17 protein-coding genes are annotated in these 18,009 nt (G+C 51.6%); 12 read left to right on the top strand and 5 right to left on the bottom strand.

What is annotated here, in order from left to right; translation table 11 throughout:
- Positions 1-65 precede the first annotated feature (65 nt).
- Positions 66-1,853, bottom strand: a complete 1,788-nt coding sequence (lepA, locus tag ACYVH9_RS24035; protein WP_460638965.1) for a translation elongation factor 4 — start codon at positions 1,851-1,853, stop codon at positions 66-68.
- A gap of 117 nt (positions 1,854-1,970) precedes the next feature.
- Positions 1,971-3,197, bottom strand: a complete 1,227-nt coding sequence (locus ACYVH9_RS24030) for a DUF819 family protein (RefSeq protein ID WP_460638964.1) — start codon at positions 3,195-3,197, stop codon at positions 1,971-1,973.
- Positions 3,198-3,779: 582 nt separating this feature from the next.
- On the opposite strand from ACYVH9_RS24030, the gene ACYVH9_RS24025 reads away from it, so the two are divergent.
- From ACYVH9_RS24025 to ACYVH9_RS24015, 3 genes are all read left to right on the top strand, one after another.
- Complete coding sequence (locus tag ACYVH9_RS24025; protein ID WP_460638963.1) at positions 3,780-4,268, top strand: Lrp/AsnC ligand binding domain-containing protein; 489 nt, start codon at positions 3,780-3,782, stop codon at positions 4,266-4,268.
- Positions 4,269-4,432: 164 nt separating this feature from the next.
- Positions 4,433-5,878, top strand: a complete 1,446-nt coding sequence (gene sufB, locus ACYVH9_RS24020; RefSeq protein ID WP_460638962.1) for a Fe-S cluster assembly protein SufB — start codon at positions 4,433-4,435, stop codon at positions 5,876-5,878.
- Between the two features lie 125 nt (positions 5,879-6,003).
- Positions 6,004-6,702: a DUF1028 domain-containing protein gene (locus ACYVH9_RS24015; RefSeq protein WP_460638961.1), complete on the top strand. Its 699-nt coding sequence runs from the start codon at positions 6,004-6,006 to the stop codon at positions 6,700-6,702.
- Positions 6,703-6,780: 78 nt separating this feature from the next.
- Here ACYVH9_RS24015 and ACYVH9_RS24010 read toward each other — a convergent pair whose 3' ends face one another.
- Together ACYVH9_RS24010 and ACYVH9_RS24005 are read right to left on the bottom strand one after the other, a co-directional pair.
- Positions 6,781-7,077 (bottom strand): HPF/RaiA family ribosome-associated protein, encoded by a 297-nt coding sequence (locus ACYVH9_RS24010; protein WP_460638960.1) that lies wholly within the window; start codon positions 7,075-7,077, stop codon positions 6,781-6,783.
- Between the two features lie 34 nt (positions 7,078-7,111).
- The gene (locus ACYVH9_RS24005) at positions 7,112-8,278 is read right to left on the bottom strand and encodes a baeRF7 domain-containing protein (protein ID WP_460638959.1); all 1,167 of its coding nucleotides are present in this window, start codon (positions 8,276-8,278) and stop codon (positions 7,112-7,114) included.
- A gap of 572 nt (positions 8,279-8,850) precedes the next feature.
- On the opposite strand from ACYVH9_RS24005, the gene ACYVH9_RS24000 reads away from it, so the two are divergent.
- Together ACYVH9_RS24000 and ACYVH9_RS23995 are read left to right on the top strand one after the other, a co-directional pair.
- On the top strand, positions 8,851-9,162 hold the full coding sequence (locus ACYVH9_RS24000) for a DUF3817 domain-containing protein (protein WP_460638958.1): 312 nt from the start codon (positions 8,851-8,853) through the stop codon (positions 9,160-9,162).
- A 262-nt stretch (positions 9,163-9,424) separates the two neighbouring features.
- Positions 9,425-10,360, top strand: a complete 936-nt coding sequence (locus ACYVH9_RS23995) for a polysaccharide deacetylase family protein (RefSeq protein ID WP_460638957.1) — start codon at positions 9,425-9,427, stop codon at positions 10,358-10,360.
- Between the two features lie 64 nt (positions 10,361-10,424).
- On the opposite strand, the gene ACYVH9_RS23990 is transcribed toward ACYVH9_RS23995, so the two are convergent.
- On the bottom strand, positions 10,425-10,832 hold the full coding sequence (locus ACYVH9_RS23990; RefSeq protein ID WP_460638956.1) for a GNAT family N-acetyltransferase: 408 nt from the start codon (positions 10,830-10,832) through the stop codon (positions 10,425-10,427).
- 63 nt (positions 10,833-10,895) lie between these two features.
- On the opposite strand from ACYVH9_RS23990, the gene ACYVH9_RS23985 reads away from it, so the two are divergent.
- The 7 genes from ACYVH9_RS23985 to ACYVH9_RS23955 all read left to right on the top strand — a co-directional run bounded on the left by ACYVH9_RS23985 (position 10,896) and on the right by ACYVH9_RS23955 (position 17,970).
- Positions 10,896-12,260, top strand: coding sequence for a TrpB-like pyridoxal phosphate-dependent enzyme (locus ACYVH9_RS23985; protein ID WP_460638955.1), 1,365 nt, complete (start codon positions 10,896-10,898; stop codon positions 12,258-12,260).
- A gap of 131 nt (positions 12,261-12,391) precedes the next feature.
- The gene (locus ACYVH9_RS23980) at positions 12,392-12,949 is read left to right on the top strand and encodes a GNAT family N-acetyltransferase (protein ID WP_460638954.1); all 558 of its coding nucleotides are present in this window, start codon (positions 12,392-12,394) and stop codon (positions 12,947-12,949) included.
- Positions 12,950-13,097: 148 nt separating this feature from the next.
- Positions 13,098-15,668: a DUF5686 and carboxypeptidase-like regulatory domain-containing protein gene (locus ACYVH9_RS23975; protein ID WP_460638953.1), complete on the top strand. Its 2,571-nt coding sequence runs from the start codon at positions 13,098-13,100 to the stop codon at positions 15,666-15,668.
- 59 nt (positions 15,669-15,727) lie between these two features.
- Entirely contained in the window at positions 15,728-16,222 is a 495-nt protein-coding gene (locus tag ACYVH9_RS23970; protein WP_460638952.1) for a YdeI/OmpD-associated family protein, read from the top strand.
- Entirely contained in the window at positions 16,215-17,120 is a 906-nt protein-coding gene (locus ACYVH9_RS23965; protein ID WP_460638951.1) for a helix-turn-helix domain-containing protein, read from the top strand. Before ACYVH9_RS23970 ends, ACYVH9_RS23965 begins: the two co-directional genes overlap by 8 nt.
- A gap of 77 nt (positions 17,121-17,197) precedes the next feature.
- Positions 17,198-17,662, top strand: coding sequence for a hypothetical protein (locus ACYVH9_RS23960; RefSeq protein ID WP_460638950.1), 465 nt, complete (start codon positions 17,198-17,200; stop codon positions 17,660-17,662).
- Between the two features lie 2 nt (positions 17,663-17,664).
- On the top strand, positions 17,665-17,970 hold the full coding sequence (locus ACYVH9_RS23955; protein ID WP_460638949.1) for a DUF3817 domain-containing protein: 306 nt from the start codon (positions 17,665-17,667) through the stop codon (positions 17,968-17,970).
- Positions 17,971-18,009 lie beyond the last annotated feature (39 nt).

Raw genomic sequence — 18,009 nt, 5'->3', positions numbered from 1 at the left:
TGCACGCCCTAAACCTTACCCAACCAGCAACGAAATACCGAAAATAAGCACTAAAATTGTGCCAATTAGTTGATCTTAAGAACGGCCATGAAGGCTTCCTGCGGAATCTCGACGTTACCAACCTGCCGCATCCGTTTCTTTCCTTTCTTCTGCTTTTCAAGCAGTTTCCGCTTCCGGCTAATGTCTCCACCGTAACATTTGGCCAAAACGTCCTTACGAAGGGCTTTCACGGTTTCGCGGGCGATAATTTTCTGACCGATAGCCGCCTGAATTGCAATTTCAAACTGCTGACGGGGCAGCAGTTCACGCAGTTTTTCGCAGAGTTTTTTGCCCCATTCATAGGCTTTGTCGCGGTGAACAATGGCCGAAAGGGCGTCGACCCCCTCGCCGTTCAGCATAATGTCGAGCTTCACCATGTTTGATTCTCGATTGCCCAGGAACTCGTAATCGAGCGAAGCATAACCGCGCGAGATGGTTTTCAGCTTGTCAAAAAAGTCGAAGACGACTTCCGCCAGCGGCATTTCAAACTGGAGTTCAACCCGGTCGGCGGTCAGGTACAGCTGATTTTTGAAAACCGAGCGTTTATCCATGCAAAGGCCGATAATGGCCCCAACATATTCGGACTTACTGATAATCTGGGCTTTGATGAACGGTTCTTCAATCCAGTCGATACTGCTGGGATCGGGCATATCGGCCGGGGCACTCACCTGAAGCGTTTCTCCTTTGGTTGTGATGACTTCAAACCGCACGGACGGAACGGTAGTAATGACTGTCATATCGAACTCGCGCTCCAGGCGCTCCTGTACGATTTCCATGTGCAGCATGCCGAGGAAACCACAGCGAAACCCAAAGCCGAGAGCCGCCGACGTTTCTGGTTCCCAGACCAACGAAGCATCGTTCAGCTGAAGCTTTTCCATTGCTTCCCGAAGTTCTTCGAACTCGCTGGTGTCTACCGGATAAATACCGGCAAAAACCATCGGTTTTACTTCTTCAAACCCCTGAATAGCCGAAGCTGCGGGATTCGCCAATTGCGTGATCGTATCCCCTACCTTGACTTCTTTTGCTACTTTAATTCCCGAAATCAGGTAGCCTACGTCGCCACATTCGATGACATCTTTCGGCTCCTGGCCCAATTTAAGTGTCCCGATTTCGTCGGCAAAATATTCTTTCCCGGTAGCCATGAACTTGACCTTGTCGCCCTTGCGAATACGGCCGTTCTTAACCCGGAAAATAACTTCAATACCCCGGTAGGAGTTGAATTGAGAATCGAAAATCAGGGCTTGCAGCTCACCATCCGGATCACCGGTCGGGGGCGGGATGCGCTCTACGATGGCGTTCAGAATGGCTTCAATTCCAATGCCTTCTTTACCGCTGGCCGGAATGATATCCTCCCGCTCGCAACCGATCAGGTCTACCATCTCGTCCTTTACTTCTTCCGGCATCGCACCGGGCAGGTCAATTTTGTTCAGTACCGGGATGATCACCAGATCGTTATTCATGGCCAGGTACAGGTTCGAAATGGTCTGCGCTTCCGTTCCCTGCGAAGCATCAACCAGCAGCAGAGCACCTTCGCAGGCTGCAATGGACCGGGATACCTCGTACGAAAAATCGACGTGACCCGGGGTATCAATCAGGTTGAGCGTGTACGTCTCGCCTTTGTACAGATAATTCATCTGAATGGCGTGGCTCTTGATGGTGATTCCACGTTCCCTCTCCAGATCCATATCATCCAGCAGTTGGGCCTGCATGTCGCGTGATCCAACGGTTTTGGTAAACTCCAGCAATCGGTCGGCCAGGGTACTTTTACCGTGGTCGATGTGGGCAATGATGCAAAAATTACGAATGTGTTTCACGCGGTGAAAACGGTTGTCTATCTCGGTTTTACCTGCAAAACTACGGAAAAAAGCGCAGATTGCCGCTGACTGTTACCGACCTGCCAATAACTCTTGCCAATCCCTGAAAGTCAAGCATTAAGGAGAAGCTACCTGCATCAGAATTCCACAGATATACCCCATGTATGTTCCAACGGCGTAGCCCAAAATGGCCATCAGAACCCCAACGGGAGCCAGTACCGGATGAAAGGCAGCCGCAATGATCGGAGCCGTGGCTGGCCCTCCGATACAGGCCTGACTGCCAACAGCCAGAAAGAAATACGGTGCCCGGATCAGGCGACTGAAGCCAATCATCAGCAGGACGTGAAACAACATCCAGACGATGCCGACCAAAATCAGACCGGGGTGGTCGGCAATGGCCAGGATGTTCATTTTCAGCCCAATGGTGGCAATCATCAGGTACAGAAAAACCGTGGCGACTTTCGAAGCCCCGGCCCCTTCCAGACGCCGGGCGTTGGTAAACGACAACCCAATGCCGATGGCCGTTGCCAACCCTACAATCCAGAAAAAAGGAGCGTTTAAACTAAACTGACTCAACAGCGGAGAATGGGCGTCGATGTAGGGAGCAATCACATCCGCCAAGGCGTGAGCTATGGCTGTAGCTCCGAACCCGACGGCCAAAATGACGATCAGATCGGTCGACGACGGTATTTTCCGGATGGCTTCCACCTGGTTTCGAACGCGCTCTTTTACCTCCTCCACCGCCCGGGCGTCGGCCCGTAGCCAGCGGTCGATGGCGGTGGCCCGACTGGCACCGTACAGCAAAACGCCCAACCAGAGATTGGACACAAATACATCGACGGTGACGATGGCCGAAAACAAATCACTGCTGGGTTGAAACACCTCCTTCAAGGCCGTTTGATTGGCCCCTCCCCCAATCCAGGTTCCGGCCAGCGTTGCCAGACCACGCCAAACCGCATCCGGACCCTGCCCGCCCACCAGATCCGGGGCCACCTGTGCGATGAGCCACACGGCCAGCGGACCGCCCAGCATGATACTGACGGCCGAAGCGGCAAACATCAGAATGGATTTCCGGCCCAGCCTTCGAAACGCTTTGAAATCAACACTCAGCGTGAAAAGTACCAGCGAAGCGGGCAGCAGTATGCGCGAAACAATCGGGTACAGGGCCGTATTTTCGGCATCAACCCAACCGAAGGTATTTAATAAAGAAGGGATGAAGTAGCAAAGAAGCGTCGCCGGAACGTAGTGGTAAAATTTCTGCCAAAACGGGAGCGAACTATCGGCGGTGGTAAGAACTACGGCTAAAATCAGAAAAAGTACGCCAAGCGTGATGGTATCCGACATGGGCAATGAGTGCGGGATTGGATGAGTAGATGAAGCTGCCCGGGCAAAATACGCATAAAATCAAACTTCAGCACCCGAACGGCCGCAGAATCGGCCAAAAACAAACAACGCCGGCTTCAACCTGAGCCGGCGTGTTAAGATTACACTTCATCAACAAACTAAAAACCAATCGGAATGCAACCCCTGAACTGTTGGGTTGCCGAAGCCATTAATTTTGTTGCGGCTGATTCGTTCATCACGCCATATGCTGTAGGAGGGGGACTCGAACCACCCACGGTGCGGTTAGCTACAGTACAACTTCTGGTGGTCAACCCCAGTCGCTTTTGCAAGCGGCATTATGCTGCGTTTATCCCGAAATCACCACCCCCGAGACAGGAGGGCACGTCTGCCAATTTCGACATCCTACAGTGTTGAAAAAGAACTTTGTCAAACCAATCAGCTGACTCCCTGATTGATTCAACGTTACAAAGGTAATGAATTACCCTAATCCTTTTCAAATTCTCCATAAAAAATTTAAAAAAATTTCTGTTTTCTCAAAATACTGCTTAATTTGTTGAAGATTTTAAAAATTTCGCGGCTCAAATGGAGAAAAATTTAGAGATTGACAATGTTGATCTCAAGATTCTGACGTTGCTGATGGAAGACGCCAACATGGCCTATACCGAAATTGGTAAACGAATTTTTGTTTCGGGTGGAACCGTGCACGTCCGAATGAAGAAAATGGAACAGATGGGCATCGTCCGGGGCTCTCAGCTCGTGATTGATCACACCAAACTTGGCTGGGACATCAGCGGTTTTCTGGGAATCTACCTCGACAAAAGCTCCCTCTACGAAACCGTGGCCAGCGAACTGATGAAAATTCCGGAAGTGGTCAACATTCACTACACAACCGGCATTTACAGCATTTTTGCCAAGATTGTCTGCCGGGACACGCAACACCTCCGCGAAGTCCTCCACGACAAAATTCAGAAAGTAAGCGGTATTCAGCGCACCGAAACATTTATCTCACTGGAAGAACGCATTTCCCGGCCCATCCCGTTCGGCGTCAATGTGCCCCTGGATAAAGACTGACGGCTTCGCCAACCAATCAACGGGCTATCCCGGCGAAATGGCCGGGGCCGGATTTACCAAATAAAAGGAAACTTTCCGATATTTGCCTGATCTGAACGGAACAGACCTCCTATCCGTTTTGTTTATCCTATAGACTTTTGCGTGTATTACCCCCGCAATCCATCATGAGCAAAGACGTTGAAATTTTAGAAAGCATTACCAATTCCGAATATAAATACGGTTTCGAAACGTTGATTGAAGCGGACGAGGCACCGGTTGGTCTGAGTGAAGACATTGTCCGGTTTATCTCCGCCAAGAAAAACGAACCGGAATGGATGTTGGAATGGCGGTTAAAAGCATACCGGTATTGGATCACCCAGAAAGAACCTCACTGGACAAACCTTAAGTACCCCCCGATTGATTACCAGGGCCTCAAGTATTATTCTGCCCCGAAGCAGAAAAAAACAGTGAATAGCCTCGACGAAATCGATCCGGAACTGCGGGCCACTTTTGAACGGCTGGGCATTTCCCTGCAGGAACAGGAACGGCTGTCGGGCGTGGCAGTCGATGCCGTTATCGACTCGGTTTCCATCGCTACCACGTTTAAGGATAAACTGAAAGACCTGGGCATCATTTTCTGCTCCATGACTGAGGCCGTTCAGGAGCACCCCGAACTGGTTCGGAAATACCTGGGCTCTGTAGTTCCTCCGCGCGACAATTTCTTTGCCGCGCTCAATTCGGCGGTTTTCTCCGATGGTTCGTTCTGCTACATTCCAAAGGGCGTTCGCTGCCCGATGGAGTTGTCGACGTATTTCCGGATTAATGCCGCCGGAACCGGCCAGTTTGAACGGACGCTGATTATCGCCGACGAAGGTTCGTACGTAAGTTACCTGGAGGGCTGTACGGCCCCCATGCGCGACGAAAATCAGTTGCACGCGGCTGTTGTGGAGCTGGTAGCAGCCAAAGATGCCGAAATCAAATACTCGACAGTGCAGAACTGGTATCCGGGTGACAAGGAAGGAAAAGGCGGTATTTACAATTTTGTCACCAAACGTGGTATCTGCGATGGTCCCCACGCCAAAATTTCCTGGACGCAGGTCGAAACCGGCTCCGCTATCACCTGGAAATACCCGTCGGTGATTCTGAAAGGTGATTATTCAATCGGTGAGTTCTATTCCGTGGCTGTCACCAACAATTACCAGCAGGCCGACACCGGAACCAAGATGATCCACGTCGGAAAAAATACCAAAAGCCGGATCGTGTCAAAAGGGATTTCGGCGGGTCGGAGTCAGAACGCGTATCGGGGTTTGGTACAGGTGTTCAAACGGGCCGAAAATGCCCGGAACCATTCCCAGTGTGATTCCCTATTGCTGGGTGATCGTTGCGGAGCCCATACCTTTCCGTACATTGAGGTCAATAACCAGTCGGCTACCGTCGAACACGAAGCCACTACGTCAAAAATTGGGGAAGACCAGCTGTTTTATTGCAACCAGCGCGGTATTCCGACGGAGCAGGCCGTGGCACTGATCATCAACGGCTACGCCAAGGAAGTTCTGAACCAGCTACCGATGGAATTTGCCGTAGAGGCCCAGAAGTTATTGGAAATCAGCCTGGAAGGCAGTGTAGGATAAGCAATCTTATTATACTAGTAACAAAAGGCAGGCTGCGGCTTGCCTTTTTTGTTTCCGAAAAGGGTGCCTGTCTGCAACCTCCAGACCCCAGCGATCATCTTTGGAAAAACCGCTCCCGACAATCCATGAAACTTGTAGCTGCCCTCCTGTTCTTTTTTTCATTATCCCTGCCCGCATTTGCCACCTGGTCGATTATCCTGATCGATGCAAAAACCGGTAAAATTGGCATCGCTGGTGCATCCTGCACGTACAACTGCTACGGAATTGGCCGGATTGTTCCGGGCAAAGGCGCCATCATCGTGCAGGCCATGAGCAACCATGAAGCCCGGCAAAAAGGGCTGGAAATGATTCGGGCCGGTTTCACGCCTAAGGAAATCGTTGCGGCCCTGAAAAAACCGGAGTTTGATTTTGAACAACAGCAGTACGCAGTCGTCACCCTCAACCACCTGTCTGCTCCGGCTACGTATACGGGTTCCGAAACCCACGCCAGCAAAGGAACGTTGACCGCAAACGGTGTTTCGGTGCAGGGAAACACGCTGGTTAGTGAGCAGGAATTGCAAGCCATTCTGAATACCGTATTGAAAGGACAACGCGAGTCGCTGCGAATTGAGGAAATTTTGATGCGGGCCCTCGAAGCGGGTGCGGAAACCGGTGGCGATAAACGATGCGGGGAACAACGGGCTTCGAGCGCGTTTCTGATGGTCGCTCAACCGGGCGATCACCCCAACCGACTTTCCCTGAATTTGCAAATTTTCGGCCAGCCTAAAGGTGGCCCTAATGCGGTTTCGTTGCTGCGCAAAAAATACGAGCGCTGGAAAAAGTGACCACAAACTGCGGTTTTTAGCTCCTAAAAAAGGAGGCCGAAACCTCCTTTTTCCCATCCCATTTTCAGTACAAAAAAATTAATCGACAAACTGGCGACGCAGCTTTTCACTGGTTGCTCGCAAGCCTTCCGGCCACGAGCCGCCGTTGCCTTCCGCAAACAAATCGTTTCCCGGAATTCCTAATCGCCAGCGTACTACTTTATTGTTTTGCGGGTTGCTGCCTTCTTCCCGCAGGTATATGTCGGCGGCTACAATATCTTTCCGAAACCGCATGATCCGCCGAAGTTCACCTTCAACCTGCTCCAACAACTCAGGTGTTTCGTTGAATCCCACCGTTTGCAGATCGATTTTGATGCTATCAATATTATATTCCATACTAGACGGTTTGTTGTTGACTACTAAAAATGAATTAAAAACGAAATAAGCCCGCTGCCAAAACCGGCTGCCGGTTTTCCAGCAGATTCACTTCCTCCTGCACGTATACTTCTCCGCCATACCGCAGGGTGAGCAGGGCCAGCGTATCAATCAAGGATTCGCTGTCTTCCCGGGCTTCATCGTGCAGGTCCGTTGTCAGCGTACTGTCATCAAAACGCCCCCACTGTTCCGCCTGCGCACCAACGAAAAGCGCTTCGATCCGACCGGTCGCTGCGGCTTCCAGCAATTGCACCAGCTCATCCGAAACCCGGTCGCTCCCGCTATTGTCCTGGTATTGTTTAATTCGTAACTGGCGTTTTTCTTCGAGGGAATCGCCCAGCAAATCGTTGGCCATGCGGTGCAATTCATCAGTCTGAACACGCTCAAAACTGCCTTCCAGCCCTTCTTCCACCAGGTGAGGGTACGTATTCACCTCCCGATAAATTGGCTGTAGGTAATCGACCGACGCCAGCACAAGCGGAACGTTCTGATCACCAATCAGGCTGCGAATACCCTCGTCGACCTTTCGAAAGTAATCGGCCAGCAAGTGATTCTTCTCTTTGTTTTGCAAATCGTCACTGGTGTACATCGTTGCCAGTCCACCCTGCCCTTTGGTCAGTCCCTGCAATTCTTTTTCAAAACCGTAATACTTGGTAATCTCACCCATATCAGACGGCATCACCCCCTCGGTTTCAACCAGGTTGATGGAAAAATAATTGGCACGGTAGAGCATGACACCGTTTTTGGTCAGCTGCAATAAATAATAGTCAGGAAACGACTGGACAAACGGCAACAGGGGCCGCAACTGAAAACGGGATGCCAACCGAAAGTTTTCCTGCAACGGCAACGGGCTGTGGTACACTGCGAAATAACCGGGACTACGGAAAGCAGCCAGCCCTTCATGCTGAAACCGCCAGAAGTTCGGATCATCCAGCAGGGCTTCCAAAGGCTGCATTAACTCGTCAATATCATCCGGGCGAACCGACTGCTCTTCCAGTGTTTGCCGGGCTGTTTGAAGGTGATTTTTAAACGCGATCGCGTCCTGCCGTTCGAGAACTTCCTTACCCCGGCGGTGCGTTGGCATAAAAATAGAGATGGAATGCTCATGCGATTGATTCGCCAGTTCGAGCAATTTTTCTTTTCCTGCATTGACTAAAACCATAATATAGATTGTTTTTCCGGAGGCTACATCCGACGTTGATCAAGCGGTTTTTGCACTATTCCCGCATTTTTAATAACTGCCAGAAACAAAAGATGGCCCGCAAAAATGTCAATTCTAAGGTTTTTCTAATGGGTATCAACCAGGGTTGCACTTTGCATTCCGAACCCTAACACCTTGCTAATTTGCTTACAATGATAGCTTTTCCCATCAACTAGTCCTTCAAAACGATCGTTGAATACAAGCATTGATCTACTGAAATGCATCCGCTCCCGGACACAGTTGATCGTAGCGAAAGCAATGAACTGATACGAACAGACGACTGCTATTGCCGACTGACTAAATCAATACCCGTAACTCAGCCGCGCAGCAACGACTACTGGCTAAATTACGCGGATCTCAAGCCCTGGCAAACACCCTCAACCCCTTCACTTAGTTACCACGATCAACGAACCCTGAACGGTTATTGAACGAATGAATTTGTTTCCGAAAAAAGGTATCATAGCACATATTCAACGGTTCGTGGGTATCTTTGTAGTCTCATTTCCAGTTTTTTGATTCATTTCGTTACCTATATGAATTTCTCTTTTAAAACCCCACTCGATCGTTTTCGCCTGATTGGTATATTGGAAGGTATTTCGTACCTGGTCCTGCTCGGAATTGCCATGCCGTTGAAATACATGGCTGGATGGCCGCTAGCGGTTAAGTACGTAGGCTGGGCGCACGGCGTGCTGTTTATCGCTTACATTCTGGCCCTGATTTCTGTTACATTCGACCGGCGCTGGTCCATTGGTCGGGTCGTTGTTGCTTTCATTGCCTCACTAGTTCCTTTTGGAACGTTCTGGCTCGAAGCACGTCTGAAAAAAGAAGAACAACAAACGGCTTAACCGCTGGCAGTTCGCCCTTCAGTCTGTCAACCGTTTACCCCTTCCAAATGTGGTAAACGGTTGTTTTTGTTTCGTACGGTTTCAACAACGGCCTAGAAAAAATATGATTACAAAACCGCCTTTCCGTCTGAAAATCAATCGGTCGGAAAACCGCTAAAAAAATATTGTCGACCGCGGCCCTTTCCCGAAGTTTGCAACGAAACCTTTTCTGTATATTGCCCGGGAGACAAACCAATATTTACGTTAAACTGTGTCGCCCCGGATGATGATGCGTACTTCAAAAAGTAACCTGCTACCGCTTGCCATTTCATTACTGACTGCCGCAACCCTTTTTTCCTGTACTGCCAAAAAAGAAAGCACCGAAAGTACGGAGACCACCGAAACCCAAACTGCGGCTGTTGCCACCGCCAAACCCGCTTCGCTCACCACCAGCGTACCCGAAGCAACGGTTGATCCGGCGACAATTCCGGCCAGTAAAATTGCCGATGCTGCCACAATTCTGAGCCGGAAACAGGTTCCTATTCTCTGTTACCACCAGGTGCGCGAGTGGCGCCCAAAAGATTCGAAAAGTGCGAAAGATTACATCATGCCGGTGCAGGTGTTCAAGGATCAAATCAAGATGCTGGCCGACAGCGGTTATCACTCCATTTCGCCCGATCAGCTCTATGCCTACCTGACCACCGGAGCGTCGCTCCCCGAAAAACCGGTCATGATCACCTTCGACGACGGCGACCTGGAACAATATGAGCTGGCGGCTCCCATCCTGGAGAAGCACGGATTTAAAGCGGCTTTCTTTATCATGACGGCATCCATCGGTCGCCGGGGCTACCAGCATTACATGGACAAGCAGCAGATCAAGGACCTGGCCGACCGCGGACATACCATTGGTTGCCACACCTGGGATCATCACAACGTGAAGAAGTACCAGGGCCAGGATTGGGTGACACAGATTGAAGAACCCACCAAAAAACTGGAAGCCATTACCGGCAAACCGGTTCGCCATTTCGCGTATCCGTTTGGCCTCTGGAACCACGAAGCTACGGTTGAATTGAAGAAACGGGGCTATATCAGCGCTTACCAGTTGTCTGAGAAGAAACGGGACGACGAAAACCCCTTGCTGAGCGTCCGCCGGATCATTGCCAGCGGTTACTGGAGCCCCCGGACGTTACACAACAGCATGAAAAATAGCTTCAAGTAAGCCAAGCTGATGTTGCCATCTACTTTTCAAGCCTGACAGATCCGAGAGACCTGTCAGGCTTTTTTTAGGCGAGGTGCAATACATATTTCGAGTATGGTAGATCGCCTTTGTAAAAAACCACTCCCTCCGGTTCCATACCCAATCGTTGATAAAATGCAGCCGCCGACAGCCGGGCGTCACACCACAACGTATGCGCCCCTCGTTGCCGGGCCTCGTCAATCACCTGCCTCAATAACTGGGTCCCGACGCCTTGCCGCTGGCAGTCAGGATGTGTAGCAAATTTGCGGAAGCGTGCCACGCCCTCTTTTTCAAACAAGGAAATAACCGCAACCAGCGCGTCATCCCGGAAAGCCCCAAAATGCCAGCCTTCGGCATCCTCTTCCAACATCACATACTCGAAGGGTTTGTCGGGCCAAAGCACCTCATGGCGTAATTTATACGTTTCTTCGGGCTTAATTTGTCGAATGATCATTCCAATACAACGGGTAAATTAGTAAGTTAGGGCTTCCTAATTCTTCAAATTTATTTAAAACCCATGTCCCAGAAAAAATTCCTCCTGACCGAAGCCGACATTCCCGAAAAATGGTACAATATCGTGGCCGACATGCCCAATAAGCCACTTCCTCCCCTGCATCCGGGCACCAAAGAGCCCATCGGCCCCGACATGCTGGCTCCACTTTTTCCGATGGAGCTGATCAAACAGGAAGTGTCAACCGATCAATGGGTTACCATTCCGGATGAGGTGCGCGAACTATATAAAATCTGGCGTCCGACGCCGATGTTCCGGGCTTACGGATTGGAAAAACTGCTGGACACGCCCGCCAAAATCTATTACAAATACGAAGGAGTCAGCCCGGCCGGTTCGCATAAACCCAATACCGCAATTCCGCAGGCGTATTACAACAAACAGGCGGGTGTCAAGCGCATCACAACCGAAACCGGGGCCGGGCAGTGGGGCAGCGCCCTGAGCTTTGCCTGTCAACTGTTTGGAATCGACTGCGAAGTCTATATGGTCCGGGCTAGTTACGACGGAAAACCGTACCGTAAACTGATGATGAACACCTGGGGTGCCAGCGTTTATCCGTCGCCCTCCAACCGCACCGAAGCCGGGAAGAAGATTCTGGCCGCTGATCCCAACTCGCCGGGCAGTCTGGGCATTGCCATCTCGGAAGCTGTTGAGCTAGCTTTTCAGGACGAAAACACCAAGTACGCCCTCGGCTCGGTATTGAACCACGTATTGATGCACCAAACCGTGATCGGACTGGAAGCCATCAAACAACTGGAGCAGGCCGGTGATTTTCCCGACATCATCGTCGCTCCGTTTGGCGGAGGTTCCAACTTTGCCGGTATCACCTTCCCGTTCCTGCGCTATAACCTGGAGGAAGGCAAAAAAATCCGCTGCATTGCCGCCGAACCGGCCTCCTGTCCGAAGCTGACCCGGGGTGTATTCCGTTACGACCTGGGCGATACCGTCGGCATGACGCCGTTGCTCCCTATGTATACGCTCGGCCACAATTTTATTCCGGCCCCAATCCACGCGGGCGGGCTACGCTACCACGGCGCGGGTGCCATTGTGAGCCAGTTGTTAAAAGACAACCTGATCGAGGCCCAGGCGCTCAAGCAACTGGAGTGTTTTGAAGCCGGTATCAAATTCGCCAAAACCGAAGGCATCATTCCGGCTCCGGAAGCGACGCACGCCATTGCCACGGCCATTCGGGAAGCCGAACGGGCCAAAGAAGAAGGAACCGCCAAAACGATTCTGTTCAACCTCTGCGGTCACGGCCACTTCGACATGGGCGCTTACGAACAATATTTGTCCGGCAAACTGGTGGAACACGAAGTAACCCAGGAAGAAATTCTGCAATCACTGGCCGAACTGGATACGCCCCTAATCTCTTAACAGTGGAACATTGTACGGTTTACGGTTTGGGTGTACAAGGGGGTTGGCAGAAAGTCCACTCGTCCCGTTCAGCAAAGCTCCCACTGTAAACCCAAAACTGTAAACCGTACGCCCTAAACCGACTCTCCGCTATGCTAACCGTCAATTTCACCCCCTTTCCGACGCTGGAAACTGCGCGGTTAACCTTGCGGGAATTAACCGTAGCCGATCAGCATGATCTGTTTGCCCTCCGTTCCAACCCAACCCTGATGCGGTTTATCGCCCGTCCGCTCGCAAAAACCGTGGCTGATGCGGCTTTACTGATTGAGAATTTCGAAAGTGCCAGTCGCCAGAATGAGCGCATTACCTGGGGAATAGCCATGAAAACCTCGCCCCAAATTATAGGCACGATCGGTTTTGTAAAAATCCTGAAGGAAGACGAGCGGGCAGAAGTGGGCTACCTGCTTCACCCAGATCACCACGGTACGGGGCTGATGCAGGAGGCCCTGCAGGTCGTGATCGACTACGGTTTTCAAACAATGAAACTCCATTCCATCGAAGCCGTCATCGCCCCCGAAAATGCGGCTTCCGCCCGTTTGCTGGAACGAAACGGTTTTCGAAAAGAAGGACATTTCCGGGAAAATATCTGCTTTGAGGGACGGTTCCTCGATTCCGTTTACTATGCCCGACTGGTGCCTTCTAACCTCTAACGCCTTCTATTTTTTCGGTCCGGTTCAGGCCGAAAAAATAACAATTTAAACGCCGGATTTCGCCGTTCAGTCAAACCTTTCTACCCCTGCGTGGGGGTAAAGTCCGTCTTTGTGGTCTCAGCTGTATTCAAGAACAGTAAACAACACCATGAAGCGCTTGCCAATCACCACTCAACTCGTCGGTTATCGCCGGACATTTGTTCGTACCTCGTTTTCATTCCTGGCTTTCTTTCTGCTGATCGGGTCGGCCTGGAGTCAACCGGCAACTATGGTTCAGAAGCTTACCGGCCGCGTTACGGAAGCGCCCTCAGGAGCCGCCGTTCCGTTCGCATCGGTAGCGGTTAAAGGCAAACCCATTGGGACACAGGCCGACGAAAATGGCGTCTTTACCTTGTCTCTTTCCCAGCCAGCCGACTCCCTGATGATTTCGGCCATGGGTTACCAAACCACAACCGTAGCGGCCACCCCGACAGCCCGCCAACCGCTCGAAGTAACATTACGGCCCACAGCCACAACCCTGAACGAGGTGATTGTTCGGGCGGGCGAAAATCCGGCCTATCGAATTCTGCGCGAAGTAAACGCCCACCGCTCCCAGAACGATTTTCAGCAACTCGCTGGCTACGAATACGAAGCCTACAGCCAACTTTCCATCAGCATCAGCCAGCTGGCCGAGCGGTTTCGGCAGCGCAAACCCGTGCAGGCGGTACTGCGGGCGCTGGAGAAAAAACAGGCCGGAAAACCGTTAACCACCTTACCCGTCTTTTTTTCGGAAACCGTCTCGCAGGTTTACGCCCGTCGCCAGCCGGAACGTCAGAAAGAACACATCCAGAAAACCAACATCAGCAGCGCCGGCCTGACCGACGACAGTTTCATCACCCTATTTACGGGAGCGGGCTTCAACACGTTCAACTTTTACCGAAACACCGTCAGCCTGTTTAAGAAAGAATTCCTGTCTCCGCTGGCAATCAGCAACCAAACGGCGTACCGGTATTTTCTGGCCGATACCGTCCAACTTGGGCCGCACACCTGCTACGTCCTGGATTTTGATCCCAAGAACGAGCGCGATCTCGTGTTTACAGGAAAACTCTGGATCGATACCCTGAGCTACGCGCTTGTGCAAATCGACGCGCAGGTTGGGACCGCGGCCAATATTAATTTCATCCGACACATCGCCATCGAGCAGACTTTTGAAACCGCCAGCGACTCGCCCCAGGTCTGGCTTCCCGAAATAACCCATTTGACGGTTCAGGTGGGCGAAGTCGTCAAAAACACCTTCGGTGCCACGGTCGATTACCAAACCACCGTTCGTCAGCCAGTGGTAGGGCAGCCCCGCCCCGTCGATTTCTTCGACAGTGAGGTGGTAGTGGCCCAGGATTCCCGGGAAGCCTCGGAAGAGTATTGGCGCGCGCAACGGCAGGACAGGGCCGCCACCCAGGCGAGTGTACAAGCCCGGGCAATGCTGGACACCGTACGCAATCTACCCCTTTTCAAGTTTGCCAGCTGGGCAGGGCAGTTTGTGCTCAACGGCGGTTATCTGCCCCTTACGAAGGGAATCGAGATGGGCTCCGTCTTTTCGCTATGGGCTTACAACCCCATTGAAGGCCACCGGCTCCGGCTGGGTTTACAGACCAACAACGCGTTCAGCCGGAACTGGCAACTTTCGGCCTACGGCGCGTACGGAACCCGCGACCAGGTCTGGAAAATGGGGAGCGAGATCAATTACATTCCCTCGCGGCAACCGCTGACCATTCTGACCCTAAAAACTAGTTACGACCTGGAGCAACTGGGTTTTCGTACGGAAGACCTGGCCAACAATCCCTTCCTGCGAATCACCAGCCGCTTTGGGCGGTACCGGCACGCATTTTACCAGAATGAAACCGCATTTTCGGTGCAGCGCGATATGGGGGCCGATTTTATTCATACCGCTGGCATTCGGTACCGGCACATCGAACCGCTTTTTCCGTTTGCGTTTCGCCAACCGGCTCAGGATACCCAACAAACCGCTCTTAACACCAATTTCTGGGGGACGGAAGCTTTTCTCGAGATGCGGTATGCTCCGGGCCGCATTCCCAGCCGCCGGGTCACGAAACGCCGGATTCAGCGCAGGCCCACCGAAACCGCTCCCATAGTCAGCCTGCGCTACACCTATGGAACGGCGTCGTTTGACGGGGGTACATTTGGGAATTATCACAAATGGCAGTTTCAGCTGGACCATACATTGCGGTGGGGCTTGTTTGGGCGCACGCAGTATTCGGTTCAAGCGGGTTTTACCCCCTCCACCCTGCCCTATCCGCTGTTGCAGGTTCACGTCGGAAATCAGACGCCGTTCTACAACCGAAATGCTTACAACCTGATGAATTACGCTGAATTTGTCAGTGACCGGTACGCATCCCTTTCGCTGGAACATAAATTCGAAGGGTTGCTCACCAACCGGCTTCCCCTCATCCGGCGATTGGGTTGGCGGAGTTTTGTAACCAGTAACGTGTTGTGGGGAAATTTGAGTGCGGCCAACCGCAACCTTATAGCCACGCGCGATGCATCCGGTCGGCCATTAGCTCCCGTTTACTCCCTCCGGCACGATCCGTACGTGGAAGTGGGGTACGGCATTGAGAATATTTTCAAACTCGTGCGCGTCGAAGCCATCCACCGGCTGACCTACCGCCAGAATCCTAATGTGACGCCGTTTGCGGTGAAAGTATCCTTTCAGGTCGGTTTGTAAACCCGCGAAAAACCGGTATTTTGCTTTTCCCGGCAAAAACCGCTGGGCTCTATTTGGTAATGAATACAGATTTTATTCATCCGGTTCACTTTGAAGCTGTGCTCGAACGGTTTGAGCAACGCGACCGAACCCATTATATTGATGTTCCCGACGAGGTAGTCCGGCAGTTTATGCAGACCAAACCCGTTCGGATGATGTGTTTGTTGAACGACAGCATTGAGTTTCATTGTGCGCTGCGTCCCAAGGGCGACGGGTCATTTTTCATCAGCATTGGCACGCCCATCCGACAACAGGGCAAGCTCCGGCTCGGCGATACTCTTCGGGCTGCCATCTGGAAAGACGAGAGTGAATACGGGCGTAAAATGCCGGAAGAACTCACCGAATTGTTTGCCATTGACGAAGAAGGCAGCCGGTTGTTCCACGCCCTGACGCCCAATCAGCAACGAGGCATTATTTATTATGTCGATGGGGCTAAAACCCCGCAGGTCCGCGTCGATCGGGCCATTATGATGATTAATCGACTGAAAGTCAACCCATCCGGCAAGCATGGGTAAAATCAGGCTGTATGATACCCAGGAATTTACCGGCGCATTCATGCCCTCCGAAGAACTAAAATTCTTTTTGCGGGGCGACTTCGGCAAGTTTTTCATCATGCGCGTGGAGCACATGTACCAGTTTGTCAAACGGGCAGTACCAGCCTCCCGCTCGACCATTACGTCCTGCCTGTACATCACGGAAGGCGAAGCCAGCATGAAAATTGGCAGCGAATTGTACCGCGTTCACACCGACGAGATGCTGTTCGTTCCGGCTGGGCAGGTGTTTTCATTCTCAGAAGACGAAGTAAACAAAGGCTACATCTGCGGTTTTCACGCGGACTTTCTGGTGGGAAAAATCCTAAAAAATAATCTCCTGAACGAATTCGACTTTCTGCGAATCTGGGGCAATCCGGTCATCCGGCCAGATCCACAGTCGGCCGGGTTCATTCGTCCGCTGTTTACCCGCCTGCTGGCCGATTACGAACAAAACGGTTTGCAAAACCTCGACCTGCTCCAATCGTACCTCATCACCCTGTTGTGTGAAGCAAACCGGATTTATCAACCCGCATCCGGTTCCGAGCCCGTAGCTGGCGTTGCCATTGCCAACCGGTTCCGGGAGCTTCTGTTTTCACTGGTTCGAACTCAACAACGGGTAACGGACTACGCATCTTTATTGAATATCACCCCCAATCACCTCAACAAAACCGTTAAGGCGGTTACCGGCAAATCACCCACGCAATGGATCGACGAAACAATTCTGCTCGAAGCCAAGGTATTGCTCAGCCAAACCAGTCTTTCGGTCACTGAGGTTGCCGCGGAGGTAGGCGTCGATGATCCTTCTTATTTTACCCGACTGTTTAAGAAGTACGAAGGTCAAACGCCATCCGCTTTTCGCCGAATGATTGAAAAGTCCTAGAATCCGCTTTATCCATCCTACCCAGCATTGGATGCGTTTGTGCACCTTTGCACCCATCAGAAAGGATCAAGATTAGCATGTATTCTACGTTATTATTTTTTCACTCCGCTTTCCGCTGGCTGGTTCTGGTTAGTTTGCTGTACGCCATTTACCGGGGGTTGAGCGGCTGGTTGGGCCAAAAACCGTACACCAAATCCGACAATTCGATTCGGCACATTACGGCCACCATTGCCCACATCCAGTTGATGATCGGCTATACGCTGTATTTCAACAGCCCTTTGATTAGTTATTTCCGGGAAAATTTCAGCCAGGCCCGTCAGCAACTCGATTTTCTGTTTTTTGGCCTGATTCACATCATTTTGATGACGGTAGCGGTACTTGGTCTCACCATTGGGTCGGCATCCGCCAAACGAAAAGAAACTGATCTCGGCAAATTCAAGACGATGGCAATCTGGTACCTGCTAGCACTGTTGCTTATTTTCATCGCCATTCCGTGGCCCTTCTCACCGTTGGCAAACCGACCTTTTTTCCGTTCTTTTTAACCATGCAAAAATTCATTCAAACCAAACTCGGGCGGTTGCGGCTGATCGGTTTCCTGGAAGGACTTTCGTTGCTCGTGCTCATTGGCATTGCCGTTCCCCTCAAATACGCCGGCGGTGACCCGTCGCTGGTCAAAGCGATGGGGCCGATTCACGGTTTGCTCTTCTTGCTGTTTGTGCTCAATACCGTGAGCGTTGGCATTGAACGCCGTTGGCTGTTTCAGGAAACCACCTGGAAAGTTCTCGTAGCCTGCTTCATTCCGTTCGGGACCTTCTACATCGATTACACGATTCTGTCCCGCATCAAATAGGGAAGCTGAAGAGCCCGGGAAATCTCCCCGGGCTCTTCA

Source organism: Larkinella harenae (assembly GCF_054780515.1).
The sequence above is the reverse complement of the archived record's forward strand: the minus strand, read 5'-3'. Positions and strand labels throughout refer to the sequence as shown.

Coding starts and splice junctions, on each gene's coding strand:
- ACYVH9_RS24030 (WP_460638964.1), bottom strand. CDS start 3,197: ATGTCGGATACCATCACGCTTGGCGTACTTTTTCTGATTTTAGCCGTA.
- ACYVH9_RS24025 (WP_460638963.1), top strand. CDS start 3,780: ATGGAGAAAAATTTAGAGATTGACAATGTTGATCTCAAGATTCTGACG.
- sufB (WP_460638962.1), top strand. CDS start 4,433: ATGAGCAAAGACGTTGAAATTTTAGAAAGCATTACCAATTCCGAATAT.
- ACYVH9_RS24015 (WP_460638961.1), top strand. CDS start 6,004: ATGAAACTTGTAGCTGCCCTCCTGTTCTTTTTTTCATTATCCCTGCCC.
- ACYVH9_RS24010 (WP_460638960.1), bottom strand. CDS start 7,077: ATGGAATATAATATTGATAGCATCAAAATCGATCTGCAAACGGTGGGA.
- ACYVH9_RS24005 (WP_460638959.1), bottom strand. CDS start 8,278: ATGGTTTTAGTCAATGCAGGAAAAGAAAAATTGCTCGAACTGGCGAAT.
- ACYVH9_RS24000 (WP_460638958.1), top strand. CDS start 8,851: ATGAATTTCTCTTTTAAAACCCCACTCGATCGTTTTCGCCTGATTGGT.
- ACYVH9_RS23995 (WP_460638957.1), top strand. CDS start 9,425: ATGATGATGCGTACTTCAAAAAGTAACCTGCTACCGCTTGCCATTTCA.
- ACYVH9_RS23990 (WP_460638956.1), bottom strand. CDS start 10,832: ATGATCATTCGACAAATTAAGCCCGAAGAAACGTATAAATTACGCCAT.
- ACYVH9_RS23985 (WP_460638955.1), top strand. CDS start 10,896: ATGTCCCAGAAAAAATTCCTCCTGACCGAAGCCGACATTCCCGAAAAA.
- ACYVH9_RS23980 (WP_460638954.1), top strand. CDS start 12,392: ATGCTAACCGTCAATTTCACCCCCTTTCCGACGCTGGAAACTGCGCGG.
- ACYVH9_RS23975 (WP_460638953.1), top strand. CDS start 13,098: ATGAAGCGCTTGCCAATCACCACTCAACTCGTCGGTTATCGCCGGACA.
- ACYVH9_RS23970 (WP_460638952.1), top strand. CDS start 15,728: ATGAATACAGATTTTATTCATCCGGTTCACTTTGAAGCTGTGCTCGAA.
- ACYVH9_RS23965 (WP_460638951.1), top strand. CDS start 16,215: ATGGGTAAAATCAGGCTGTATGATACCCAGGAATTTACCGGCGCATTC.
- ACYVH9_RS23960 (WP_460638950.1), top strand. CDS start 17,198: ATGTATTCTACGTTATTATTTTTTCACTCCGCTTTCCGCTGGCTGGTT.
- ACYVH9_RS23955 (WP_460638949.1), top strand. CDS start 17,665: ATGCAAAAATTCATTCAAACCAAACTCGGGCGGTTGCGGCTGATCGGT.